Below are 12,437 nucleotides of genomic sequence, written 5' to 3'. Positions count from 1 at the left end.
GGCCAGCGCGGCCAAGGGCAGCGTGGCGAAGTTGGTTCCGTAGGAGGGAACCCGATCCGGGGTGGCGGGTCCGCCGGAACGGCGGTGCGTGACCGGGCGGGCGCGGAGGGTCCGCTCGCCGCACGCATTCTGACCAGGCGCGACGCGCGCGGGGCGGACCTCGCGATCGCCGGGGGCGGGGAGAGCTAGAGTCGTCTGGTGTCCACCGCACGCGCCGAACGGCTGGTCAACCTCGTGCTGGCCCTGCTCTCCACCCGGCAGTACCTCACCGCGGAACGGATCCGCGGCATCGTGCCCGGGTACGCCGACGCGGCCAGCGACGACGCCTTTTTTCGCACCTTCGAGCGGGACAAGACCGAGTTGCGCGAGCTGGGGATCCCGCTCGAGACCGGGCGGAACTCCGTGTTCGACCCGGTCGAGGGGTACCGCATCGCCCGCCGCGACTACGAACTGGGCGAGATCGACCTTGCTCCGGACGAGGCGGCGGCGGTGGGGCTCGCGGTTCGGCTTTGGGACTCGCCCGAACTCACCGGGCAGGCGCAGGGTGCGCTGGTGAAGCTGCGCGCGGCTGGAGTTGAGGTCGACGACCAGGCGCCTACGGTGATCGAGCCCCGGGTGCGGGCGGAACCGGCGTTCGCGCCGATGCTCGCCGCGGTGCAGGCGGGGCAGGCGGTTCGGTTCGAGTACCGGCGCAGCGGGTCGCCGGAACGGCGTATCCGCACGCTCGAGCCGTGGGGTGTCGTGTCCTGGCGTGCTCGGTGGTACGTCGTCGGGCACGACCGGGATCGGGACGCGCCCCGGTGTTTCCGGCTCTCCCGCGTCACCGGGAAGGTTGTCGCGATCGGGAAACCGGGCGCGGTGTCCCGGCCCGAGGGCGTCAATCTCATGAAACTTGTGTCCGTCACCGGCGGCAGTGAGGACCCGGCTCCGGTGACGACTGCCCGGTTGTGGATCGCCGACGGGCGCGCTGCCGGTGTCCGCCGTCGCGGCGACATCGTGGGGCGCGAGACTGTCGCGGGCGAGGAAGGCGACGTGATCGAGATCGGGCTGTACTTCCCGGAGTCGGCCGCGGACTGGATCGCGGCGCAGGGGCCGGACGTGCTCGTGCTCGAACCGGACGTGCTCGCCAAGTCCGTGCAGCACCGGCACGAGGCCGTCCTCGCCCGCGCCGGACAGGGGAGCGTCCGATGACCGCGTCCGGCGAACGCATGCCCAGACTGCTCGCGCTCGTGCCGTACCTGCTCGCCCGCCCCGGAATCCGGATCGACGAGGCCGCCCAGGACTTCGACGTCACCCCGCGCCAGCTGCGCAAAGACCTCGAACTGCTGTGGATGTGCGGTCTGCCCGGCTACGGCCCCGGCGACCTCATCGACCTGTCCTTCGAAGGCGACACCATCGTCGTCACCCACGACGCCGGGATGAGCCGCCCGCTGCGCCTCACCGGCGGCGAAGCCACCGCGATGCTGGTCGCGCTGCGCGCGCTCGCCGAAACCCCGGGCGTGGTCGACGGCGACGCGGTCCGCCGCGCGATCGCCAAAATCGAGGACGCCGCCGGACAGGCCCGCCCCGCCGGAGTCGTCGTCGGGGGAGGAGTGCGCGAAGGAGCCCGCGCCGCCCGCACCCGCGAGACCGTCGCCGGCGCGCTGCAGGAGGGCCGCGCGGTGCGGATGCGCTACTACACCGCCTCGCGCGACCAGATCACCGAACGCACCGTCGACCCGATGCGGCTCGTCATCGTCCAAGGCGTCGGCTACCTCGAAGCGTGGTGCCGACGCGTCGAAGGCGTCCGGCTGTTCCGCCTCGATCGGGTGGACGCGCTCACCGTATTGGACGAACCCGCGGCTCCGCCGGCCCACGCGCGGCCCACCGACCTGTCCGACGGCGTCTTCTCCGCCCGTCCCGACCAGCGGGTCGCCCATCTGGTCCTGGACCCCGACGCCCGCTGGGTCGCCGAGTACTACCCGTGCGAGGAACTCGACGAACTCGACGGCGGACGGCTGCGCATCGCCATGCGCTACAGCGACGAGCCCTGGATGGTCCGGCTCGTGCTCAGTCTCGGCGGGGAAGCCCAGGTGGAGAGCCCCGCCACCCTCGCCGAGGCAGTCGGTCGCCGAGCGTCCGACGCCGTGGCGCGTGCCCGTCATCTCGCGTCCATCTCCGACCGATAAGGTGGTTTGGTGCCGTACCTGCCCGTCTATGTGCTGCTCGCGGCCGGCCTGCTCGTCCTGGCCCTGCTGCTGGTACGGACCGCCGGAGTCTTGCGCCGCTTCCGCCGCACCGTGAGCATGGTCAGTGCGGACACCCAGGACCGGACCGGACTCGTCCGGGCCCGGTCGGCGGCACTCCGCGTGGCCGTGGCCGAACGCCGCGCGGCGGCCGGCAACAAGTAACATCAGCACAGACCCCAGACAAGGAGGGCAGACGACCATGAACGCGCTGCAGCCGTGGCACATCATCGTTCTGGTGCTCGTGGTGGTTCTGCTGTTCGGAGCGAAGCGGCTCCCGGACGCGGCCCGGTCCATCGGCAAGTCCATGAAGATCTTCAAGGCCGAGACCAAGGACCTGACCGGCGAGCAGAAGGCCGAAGCCGAGGCCGAATCCGCCGACACCCGGCACATCGCCGCCCCCGCTCCCGCGCAGAATGCGCAGGACCAGCAGGTCGCCGACCTCCAGCGCCAGCTCGACGAACTGAAGAAGCAGCAGGCGGCCTCGGCCGACCAGCCGCAGAAGAACGCGAGCTGACCCTCCGCGCGCACCACCCGGTCCCCGGTCCACGGCGGCGCGCCGGTGCGGCGCGCCGCGGCGGGCTCTGACGAGAACGGAACGACCAGTGGCGGAAGCCGCCAACGGCAACGGCAGCCGGACCAGCAAGCGGAGCCGGCGCAGCCGTCGGAAAAACCCCGACGGCACGATGACGCTCATCGAGCACATCTACGAGTTCCGCCGCCGCCTCGGCTGGGCGGTCGTTTTCGTCGTCGTCGGCGCGATCTTCGGCTTCATCTGGTTCGAGCAGCGGCTCGGCCCGATCCCGTCGCTCGGCGACATCATGACCCACCCGTACTGCGCCATCCCGGCCTCGCAGCGCTTCGCGGGCGACCAGCCCGGCTGCCGCCTGCTGCAGACCGTGCCGTTCGAAGCGTTCATGATCCGCCTCAAGGTCGGCGTCGCGGCGGGCGCGGTGCTGCTCTCGCCCGCCTGGCTGTACCAGATCTGGGCGTTCATCGCCCCCGGCCTCTACTCCAAGGAACGCCGGTACGCGCTGATCTTCGTCAGCTTCGCCTCGGCGCTCTTCGCCGCCGGCGCGGTGCTGGCCTACCTGCTCGTCCCGCACGCGCTCGCGCTGCTCGCCGGCTTCGGCCAGGACCAGTTCGTCACCGCGCTCACCGCGGACAAGTACATCTCCTTCATCCTGTCGCTGCTGGTGATCTTCGGCGTCAGTTTCGAGCTCCCGCTGCTCGTGGTGATGCTCAACCGCGTCGGCGTGCTCAAGTACCAGCAGCTCAAGCGGTGGCGCCGCGGCCTCGTGTTCGCGCTGTTCGTGTTCGCCGCCTTCGCCACCCCCGGCTCGGACCCGTTCTCGATGCTCGGCCTCGCCGGCGCGCTCACCCTGCTGTTCGAGCTGTCGATCCAGATCGCCCGGTTCCACGACCGCAAGCTCAACCGCGTCCGCCACGACGAGGGCTGGGACCAGCTCGCCGACGACGAGGCCGCGCCGTTCGACTACACGCCGAGCACCGCCGACGGCGAAGAGCCGACCGCGCAGAGCCCGTCGACCGGCCGCTCGAACTCCAACTCGACCGACGACATCACCTGACCGTGGGCCTGAACGCAGCACTGGCCGTGCACCCGGCCTCCGGGCGCGGCGCGGCCGCCCGCATCGCCGAAGCGGTCGCGGCGCGGCTCCGGCCCGCCGTCGACCGGCTCGACCTCCTCACCGCCACCAGCGTCGAGGAATCCCGCGCTCTCATGCGGTCCTCGCACGCCGAAGGCCTCGACGTGCTGATCGTCCTCGGCGGCGACGGCGCGGCCCACCAAGGCGTCCAGTTCTGCGCCGACCACGGCGTCGCGCTCGGCCTCGTCCCCTCCGGCACCGGCAACGACTTCGCCCGCGCCCTCGGCATCCCGGCCGGCCCGCGCGCCGCCACCGACGCCCTCGCCAAAGCCCTGCAAGCCGGGCGCCGCCGCAGCGTCGACCTCGGCCGCGCCGGCGACACCTGGTTCTCCACCGTGCTCTGCGCCGGATTCGACGCCGCCGTCAACGCCCGCGCGAACGCGATGCGCTGGCCCGCCGGGCCCCGCCGCTACGACCTGGCGATCCTCGCCGAACTCGCCGCCTTCCGGCCCAGCCCGATCGTCGTGCACACCGACGACGGCGCCCTCTCCGGGGACACGAGCCTCATCGCCGTCGGCAACACTCCGTACTACGGCGGCGGCATCCCGATCTGCCCGGACGCCACCCCCGACGACGGCCTCTTCGACGTCACCGTCATCGGCGCCCCCGGCCGCGCCCGCCTGCTGCGGATGCTGCCGCACCTGCGCACCGGCGAACACGTGCACAAGCCCAGCGTCGAAACGTTCCGCACCCGCACCCTCCGGATCGAAGCGCCCGGCTGGCCCGTCTACGCCGACGGCGAAGACCAAGGTCGGACGCCGGTCGAAGCGGTCTGCGTGCCCTCCGCGCTGACGGTCGTCTCGTGAGCGGCGATCCCGGTTAGAACCGGCATCGCCACTCACGAGGGCATTGCGCACGCCGCGTGCGGAATGTCGGTGGCATGTGAAACCCTGACCGGGTGGCCACTAGCCCTTCACCATCGCCGGCCGAGGCCTACGCTGCCTCCCGTCGCCGCGCCAAGCACCCCCAGCTGACCCGGTTTTCCGCCGAATCGGCCTTCGAATTCGACGATTTCCAGATCCGCGGCTGCGAAGCGCTCGAAGAGGGCCACGGCGTCCTGGTCTGCGCCCCCACCGGAGCCGGCAAGACCGTGGTCGGCGAGTTCGCCGTCCACCTCGCCCTCGCCGAGGGCCGCAAATGCTTCTACACCACGCCGATCAAGGCGCTGTCGAACCAGAAGTACGCCGACCTCGTCGAGCGCTACGGCAACGACGCCGTCGGCCTGCTCACCGGCGACACCTCGATCAACGGCAACGCCCAGGTGGTCGTCATGACCACCGAGGTGCTGCGCAACATGCTCTACGCGGGCAGCTCGGCGATCCCCGAACTCGGCTACGTCGTCATGGACGAGGTCCACTACCTCGCCGACCGTTTCCGCGGCGCGGTCTGGGAGGAAGTGATCCTCCACCTGCCCGACCACGTCCGCGTCGTCGGCCTGTCCGCCACCGTCAGCAACGCCGAGGAATTCGGCGAATGGCTCGTCGAGGTCCGCGGCGACACCACCGTCGTCGTCGACGAGCACCGGCCCGTCCCGCTGTGGCAGCACATGCTCGTCGGCAACCAGCTGCTCGACCTGTTCGCCGGCCAGAACGAGACCGACCCGGGGGAGCAGCTGCGGATCAACCCCACGCTGCTGCGCAAAACCGACGACATGGGCCGCTTCGCGCCCACCTTCCGCGGACCTCGCGGCGGCCGCCGCGGCGCCCCTCCGCGCGGACCCAGGTTCCGGCCGCCGTCCCGGGTCGACGTGACCGAACGGCTCGACCACGCCGGGCTGCTGCCCGCGATCGTGTTCATCTTCTCCCGCGCCGGCTGCGACGCCGCGGTCGCCCAGTGCGTCCGCTCCGGCCTGCGGCTCAACGGCCCCGAACAGGTCGAGGAGATCCGCCGGATCGTCGACGCCCGCACCGCCGACCTGCCCGAGGGCGACCTCGGCGTCCTCGGCTACTGGGAATGGCGCGAGGCGCTCGAACGCGGCTTCGCCGGCCACCACGCCGGGCTGCTGCCCGCGTTCAAGGAAACCGTCGAGGAACTGTTCGTCCGCGGCCTGGTCAAGGTCGTGTTCGCGACCGAAACCCTCGCGCTCGGCATCAACATGCCCGCCCGCACCGTCGTGCTCGAACGGCTCGTCAAATACAACGGCGAGGCGCACGTGGACCTCACCCCGGGCGAATACACCCAGCTCACCGGCCGCGCCGGCCGCCGGGGCATCGACATCGAAGGCCACGCCGTCGTCGCCTGGCAGCCCGGCGTCGACCCGAAGGCCGTCGCCGGCCTCGCCTCCACCCGCACGTACCCGCTGCGCTCGTCGTTCCGCCCCGGCTACAACATGGCGGTCAACCTGGTCGCCCAGGTCGGCGCGGACGCGGCCCGCGACCTGCTGGAACAGTCCTTCGCGCAGTTCCAGGCCGACCGGTCGGTCGTCGGCACCGCGCGCCGGATCGAACGCAACAAGGAAGCCCTCAAGGGCTACACCGACGCGATCTCCGGCGACTTCGCGCAGATGCTCGAGTACGTCGAACTCCGTGCGCAGATCTCCGCCCGCGAGAAGACCCTGTCGCGGCAGAACACCTCCTCCCGCCGCGCCGAGACCGCCCAATCGCTGGAGAAACTGCGCAAGGGCGACGTCATCCCGGTCCCGGCCGGCCGCCGCGCCGGGCTCGCCGTGGTCGTCGACCCCGGCCTCGACCCGATCCGCGAACCGCGGCCGGTCGTCGTCACCGAGGACCGCTGGTCCGGGCCGCTGTCGGTCTCCGACTTCCCGGCCCCGGTCGAAGCGCTCGGCCGGATCAAGCTGCCCAAGCACCTGGAACTGCGTTCGCCCAAAACCCGCCGCGACATCGCCTCGGCGCTGCGCGACTCCGGCATCGCCCTGCCCGGACGCCAGCGCCGCCGCACCGCGGCCGCCGACGACGCCGAACTCGCCTCGCTGCGCCGGGCCCTGCGCGCCCACCCGTGCCACGGCCTCGCCGAACGCGAGGCCAACCTCCGCTGGGTCGAGCGCTACCAGCGGCTCTCCGCCGAAACCGAACAGCTCGAACGGAAAGTCGCGGCCACCACGCACTCCCTGGCCCGCGCGTTCGACCGGATCCTGCGGCTGCTCGGCGAACGCGGCTACGTCCGCCCCGGCGACGGCGAGGACCGCGTCACCGAACACGGCCGCCGCCTCACCCGCCTCTACAGCGAATCCGACCTGCTCGCCGCCGAATGCATCCGGCACGGCGTCTGGACCGGCCTCGGCCCGGCCGAACTCGCCGCGGTCGTGTCCACCCTCGTGTTCGAGGCCCGGCGCGACACCGCCGGCGAACCCCGACTGCCCGGCGGCGCGGTCCCCGGCGCGTGGCAGGAAACCAGCAGGCTGTGGGTCGAACTCACCGAGGACGAACGCCGCCACCGCCTCGACCGCACCCGCGAACCCGACGCCGGCTTCGCGTGGCCGGTCTACCGCTGGGCGCGCGGCGAATCGCTGGAGAAGGTCCTCACCGCGGCCGAGACCAACGGACAGGAGCTGTCCGCGGGCGACTTCGTCCGCTGGTGCCGCCAGGTCATCGACCTGCTCGACCAGATCCGCGACGTCCTCGGCAAGCAGGACCCGGTCGGTTCGGCGGCGGCACAAGCGGTCCGGGCGCTGCGCCGCGGCGTCGTGGCCGCGGGCGCGGCGTGAGCGCGAGGGCACACCTTAGTAGCGACTGCGCGCCGACACGTGTGCCAGGTCCAGACCTGTGGTTGGATCGCGCACGACACCCGCGGCCCGGCCGGCGGATGCGGACACACGAAGGCGGAGGCTAACGATGAGCACGCCGTATGGCGGCAACGACCCGCGGCAGCAGCCCCAGTACGGGCAACAGCCCTACGGCCAAGACCCGCAGTACGGGCAGCAGCCGGGCGGCGCGTACCCGCAGAGCGGGCCGCAGCAGCAGCCGTACCCGCCCCAGCAGTACGGGCAGCAGCCCTACGGCCAGGACCCGCAGCACGGCCAGCAGCCCGGCGGCTACCCGCAACAGCAGCCCCAGTGGGGCCAGCAGCCGCCGCCGTACGGGCAGCAGCCGCCCGCGCAGCAACAGCCTTACGGCCAGCAGCAATACGGCGAGCCGCAGCAGCAGTACGGCGGCCAGCAGCCCGGCCAGTACGACTACGGCCAGCCCGGCGGCGCCACCCCGGAATCCTCGGGCGGGTCGAAGAAGGGCCTGTTCATCGGGATCGGCGCGCTGGTCGTCGTGGTGGCCGTCGTGGCGATCCTCGGCTTCGTCGCGCCCGGCTTCTTCAAGACCCAGGTCTTCAACAACAACCAGATGCAGACCGACGTCGCGAAGATGCTCACCGACACCTACAAGATCCCCGGCGTCAGCGGAGTCACCTGCCCGGCCGAGCAGAAGGTGGAGGACGGCGCGAAATTCGCCTGCACCGCCACCATCAACGGCAAGCCGCAGCAGGTGCCGATCACCGTCAAGGGCACCGACGGCAACTACGAGGTCTCGCCGCCCGCCGCCAATTGACGCCATTCAATTCAGTGGCGGTCCCGGGGCCGCCCCGGCGATGATCGGGGCATGAGCGACCGCACCGTCCGCATCCTCCGTCCCGACGAGCAGCGCGAGGCCTGGGACCTGTTCCGGGCCGCGCTGCACGTCCAGCCCGGCACCGACGAGGACTGGGACCGCGTCTCCAAGGCGTACCAGGCTGAACGCAGCTGGGGCGTCTTCGAACCCGACCTGATCGGCACCGCCCGGTCGTTCGCGGCGGAAATGGTCGTCCCCGGCGGCGCGCGGCTCCCGCTGGCCGCGGTCACCGGCGTCGGCGTCCGCGCCGGACGCACCCGGCGCGGCGTGCTCAGCGCGTTGCAGGCCGCGCAGCTGGCGGACTTCGCCGAACGAGGAGTCGTGCTTTCGCTGCTGTACGCGTCGGAAGGCGCGATCTACGGCCGCTACGGCTACGGAATCGCGACCCTCGCCAAGCGGGTCGTGGTCGACCGGCGCCGCGCGCAGCTGCGTCCGGACGTGCCGGCCGGGGGAGAGGTCACCGTCCTCGGCGTCGACGAGGCCGCCCCGCAATGGCCGGAACTGTATGCCGCGACCGCGATGGGCCGCATCGCCGCGATGACCCGGTCCGAGGTCTACTGGCCGGGGTACGAGGCCTCGCTGCGCCGCCGCGCGAAACTGCTCCAGACCGCCGTGCACCGCGGCCCGGACGGCGCAGACGGCTTCCTGACCTACTACGTCGAGGAAGACGCCAACGAGCACGCCAAACTGAACGTGCTGGCGTTCCACTACGCCAACCCGGCGGCGTTCGCCGGACTGTGGCGGTTCCTGCTGTCGGTCGACCTGGTCGACGAGATCGTGCTCGGCATGCGCCCGCTCGACGAACCGCACGCGCTGCTGTTCGCCGACCCCCGGATGGCGAAAACCGAAAGCACCGACGACGAAGGCTGGCTCCGGCTCGTCGACGTGCCGGCCGCGCTCGCCGCCCGGACCTACGGTCCGGCCGAACCTGTCGTCCTCGAAGTCTTCGACCGGTCGCTGCCCGGCAACGACGGCCGCTACCGCGTCGGGCCCGACGGAGCCTCGCGCACGGACGCGGCACCCGGGCTGCGGCTCTCCGTGGACACGCTCGCGATGCTCTACTTCGGAACCTGGCGCGCGTCCGCGCTCGCCGGTGCCGGCCGGATCGAGGTGCTCGACCCGGCCGCGCCCGAGGCCGCCGACGTTCTCTTCGGCACGCGCGAATCGGTGTGGTGCGGTACGTTCTTCTGACCGTTGACCAGACGTTTCGCGCAGAGGAGCGGGATTGATGCGCGCCGTGCGGGTGCTGCTGTTGTGCGGCTTGGGAATGCTCGCCGCCGCGGGCTGCGACAGCGGGACGCCCCCGCCTCCGGTCCACACCGTCACCGTCACGCCGAGCAGTCCCGCACAGCCGGGTGTCGCGTCGTCGTCGGCGCCCAGCTCTTCTTCGGCGATGCGGGTGTTCGATTCCCGGGTGATGGCCTCGGCCGTCACCCGGCTCCTCACCGCCGACTACAAGATGGCGAACGTCGGCACGGTGTCCTGCCCCGACCGGCAGCCCGTCGCCGACGGCTCGCGATTCCAGTGCACTGTGGACATCGCGGGCGCGACGAAACACGTCCCCATCACGGTGACCGGCGCGGACGGCAACTACCGCGTCGACCCGCCCCAGTAAATCCGATGGCCGCACGGCGGCGGCATTGGTTCAATCGGGACATGAGCGACTACGTGGTACGCCAGATCACCGACGCCGAAAGCCGCGAGACTTTCGACCTTCTGGTGCGATCCCTGCACGGGAACCCGCCCTCGGACGAGCGCTGGGCGCGGGTCGGCGATTCCTGGACGGCGGACGGCCGGACCGGAGCGTTCCACGACGGCGAAGCCATCGGCATCGCCAGCTCGTTCGCCACCACGCTCACCGTCCCCGGCGGTGCCACCGTGCGAATGGCCGCGGTCGACGGCGTCGGCGTCCGCGCGGACTGGACCCGCCGCGGCGTGCTCACCGCGATGATGGACCGGCAACTGCACGACTTCGTCCAGCGCGGCCACGTCGTCGCCGCGCTGCACGCGAGCGAAGCGCTGATCTACGGCCGCTTCGGCTACGGCGTCGCGACCCGGATGGCCACCCTGCAGGTCAAGCAACCGGCCCCGCTGCGCGAAAGCGTCGCCGCGCCCGGCCGGGTCCGGCTGCTCGCTGCCGACGACGCGATCGCGACGATTCCCTCGCTGTACCAACGGATCGACACCCACCGCCCCGGCCTGATCGCCCGCCCGGAACTCTGGTGGCCGATCGCGTTCAACTGGCACCTCCACCCGGACGGCGGCAACCACCGCGTGGCTGTCCACACTGGACCGAACGGCGACGACGGCTTCGCGGTGTTCCATGTCGTGCCGCAGAACAGCTACCTCGACCCGGAGCGCGGCGCCGCACTCGAAGTCCACGAGATGCACGCGGCGACCCCGGAAGCGCTGGCCGGGCTGTGGCGGTTCCTGCTGTCGGTCGACCTGGTCGAGGTCGTGAACGTCCGCGGCCGTCCGGTGGACGACCCGGTGGGCCTGTTGCTCGTCGACCCGCGCCGGGCGCAGACGATCGGCGTCGACGACGAACTGTGGTTGCGGTTGATCGACGTGCGGGCCGCTCTCGCCGCACGCACCTATGGCACCGCGGAACCGGTGGTGCTCGAAGTGAACGACCGGATGCTGCCGGACAACCGCGGTCGTTACCGGGTCAGCAGCAGCGGGGTCGAGCGCACGGACGCCGAGGCGGATCTGCAACTCGACGTCGACACGCTGGCGATGCTGTACCTCGGCGCCTGGCAGGCCGGTCCGCTCTCGTTGTCGGGCCGGATCGCCGGTGCGAGCGCGGAAACGCTGGCCCGGGTGGACGCGCTGTTCCAGACCGGGACTCAGCCCTGGACCGGCACGCACTTCTGACCGGAAGGGGTTCCAGCGCTCGCCCGAGCGCTGAAACCCTTCTGACAGTCAGGCTCCCGGCAGTGCCGCGAGCAGCCGATCGACCGAACGACCCAGGTTCCACTGCTCGGCCAGCGCCGCCACCCGCTCCGGATCGGCGGGCGCGGTCGGCACCGCGTCCGGCCCGGACTGCTCGACCGGCGCGTCCACCGCGACCCGCACCACCGTGGGCGCGACGGCCAGGTAATCCGCGGCGTCGGACAGCCGCAGCCGGGTCTTCAACGGCACTCGCGAGTCCCCGGCCGAGGACGCGGCGACGAGTTCCTCCAGCGAACCGAACTGGGTGATCAGCTTCGCCGCGGTCTTCTCGCCGATCCCGGCCACCCCGGGCAGCCCGTCCGACGGGTCGCCGCGCAACGCGGCCATGTCCGCGTAAGCGGGCCCGGCGTGCTCGACCGGAACGCCGTACTTCTCGGCGATTTCCCGCTGCCCCAGCACTTCCGCCTTCGCCCAGCCCTTGCCGACGTACACCACCGAAGTCGGCGTCGGCTCCTCGCGGACCAACTGGAACAGGTCGCGGTCGCCGGTGATCACCTCGACCGGCGCGTCCTTCTCCCGGGTCGCGAGCGCGCCGATCACGTCGTCCGCCTCGTAGCCGGCCGCCTCCGCGACGGCGAACCCGAACGCCTCCAGCACTTCCAGGATGATCGGCACCTGCGGGGTCAGCGTGTCGGGCACCTCTTCGACGTCCGCCCCGCCGTCCCCGGGCTCCGCGACCCGGTGCGCCTTGTAGCTCGGCAGCAGATCGGTGCGGAACTTCGGCCGCCAGTCCGCGTCGAGACAGGCGACCAGCCGCGACGGACGCCGGTCGGTCAGGATGCGCGCGATGGTGTCGGTGAACCCGCGCACGGCGTTGACCGGCGTCCCGTCGGGCGCGGTCATCGAATCGGGCAGCGCGTAGAACGAGCGGAAGTAGAGGCTCGCGGAATCGAGGAGAGCGAGTGGTCCGGTCACCCGCACAGCCTGCCACGTCCGGCCCGCATTGCCCCCGAATACGGCACTGGGCGCGTCAGCTCCCGCAACGGCCAAGGTCCGTGAAGGGCTCCTTGAGGGAATCTGATTCCCTCAAGGAGCCC

The 12,437-nt window shown here is 71.7% G+C and carries 12 protein-coding genes; 11 read left to right on the top strand and 1 reads right to left on the bottom strand.

All coding sequences use genetic code 11. The features are described from left to right. Positions 1 to 198: 198 nt before the first annotated feature. From D0D37_RS43365 to D0D37_RS43315, 11 genes are all read left to right on the top strand, one after another. A complete protein-coding gene (locus D0D37_RS43365) occupies positions 199 to 1,191 on the top strand; it encodes a helix-turn-helix transcriptional regulator (RefSeq protein WP_116206385.1) in 993 nt (330 codons plus the stop codon). Continuing rightward, positions 1,188 to 2,168: a helix-turn-helix transcriptional regulator gene (locus tag D0D37_RS43360; RefSeq protein ID WP_116206384.1), complete on the top strand. Its 981-nt coding sequence runs from the start codon at positions 1,188 to 1,190 to the stop codon at positions 2,166 to 2,168. Before D0D37_RS43365 ends, D0D37_RS43360 begins: the two co-directional genes overlap by 4 nt. Positions 2,169 to 2,177: 9 nt before the next feature. After that, entirely contained in the window at positions 2,178 to 2,390 is a 213-nt protein-coding gene (locus D0D37_RS43355) for a bacteriophage holin (RefSeq protein ID WP_116206383.1), read from the top strand. A 37-nt stretch (positions 2,391 to 2,427) separates the two neighbouring features. Further along, positions 2,428 to 2,742, top strand: coding sequence for a Sec-independent protein translocase subunit TatA (gene tatA, locus D0D37_RS43350; protein WP_116206382.1), 315 nt, complete (start codon positions 2,428 to 2,430; stop codon positions 2,740 to 2,742). A gap of 88 nt (positions 2,743 to 2,830) precedes the next feature. Next, positions 2,831 to 3,814, top strand: a complete 984-nt coding sequence (gene tatC / locus D0D37_RS43345) for a twin-arginine translocase subunit TatC (RefSeq protein WP_116206381.1) — start codon at positions 2,831 to 2,833, stop codon at positions 3,812 to 3,814. A 2-nt stretch (positions 3,815 to 3,816) separates the two neighbouring features. Then, the gene (locus tag D0D37_RS43340; RefSeq protein ID WP_116206380.1) at positions 3,817 to 4,698 is read left to right on the top strand and encodes a diacylglycerol/lipid kinase family protein; all 882 of its coding nucleotides are present in this window, start codon (positions 3,817 to 3,819) and stop codon (positions 4,696 to 4,698) included. 92 nt (positions 4,699 to 4,790) lie between these two features. Then, positions 4,791 to 7,556, top strand: coding sequence for a DEAD/DEAH box helicase (locus D0D37_RS43335; protein ID WP_116206379.1), 2,766 nt, complete (start codon positions 4,791 to 4,793; stop codon positions 7,554 to 7,556). 127 nt (positions 7,557 to 7,683) lie between these two features. Next, positions 7,684 to 8,388 carry a DUF4333 domain-containing protein gene (locus tag D0D37_RS43330; RefSeq protein ID WP_116206378.1) on the top strand — a complete coding sequence of 235 codons (705 nt, stop codon included), beginning with the start codon at positions 7,684 to 7,686 and terminating at the stop codon, positions 8,386 to 8,388. Between the two features lie 51 nt (positions 8,389 to 8,439). Beyond that, complete coding sequence (locus tag D0D37_RS43325; protein WP_116206377.1) at positions 8,440 to 9,639, top strand: GNAT family N-acetyltransferase; 1,200 nt, start codon at positions 8,440 to 8,442, stop codon at positions 9,637 to 9,639. Between the two features lie 37 nt (positions 9,640 to 9,676). Continuing rightward, entirely contained in the window at positions 9,677 to 10,063 is a 387-nt protein-coding gene (locus D0D37_RS43320) for a DUF4333 domain-containing protein (protein ID WP_116206376.1), read from the top strand. Positions 10,064 to 10,104: 41 nt separating this feature from the next. Then, the gene (locus tag D0D37_RS43315; protein WP_116206375.1) at positions 10,105 to 11,322 is read left to right on the top strand and encodes a GNAT family N-acetyltransferase; all 1,218 of its coding nucleotides are present in this window, start codon (positions 10,105 to 10,107) and stop codon (positions 11,320 to 11,322) included. Positions 11,323 to 11,370: 48 nt separating this feature from the next. Here D0D37_RS43315 and D0D37_RS43310 read toward each other — a convergent pair whose 3' ends face one another. Further along, a complete protein-coding gene (locus D0D37_RS43310) occupies positions 11,371 to 12,315 on the bottom strand; it encodes a 5'-3' exonuclease (protein ID WP_116206386.1) in 945 nt (314 codons plus the stop codon). Positions 12,316 to 12,437: the final 122 nt, after the last annotated feature.

The organism is Amycolatopsis circi (assembly GCF_003385235.1).
In the GTDB taxonomy this organism is placed as follows: Bacteria; Actinomycetota; Actinomycetes; order Mycobacteriales; family Pseudonocardiaceae; genus Amycolatopsis; species Amycolatopsis circi.
This window is presented reverse-complemented; position numbering and strand designations above follow the sequence as displayed.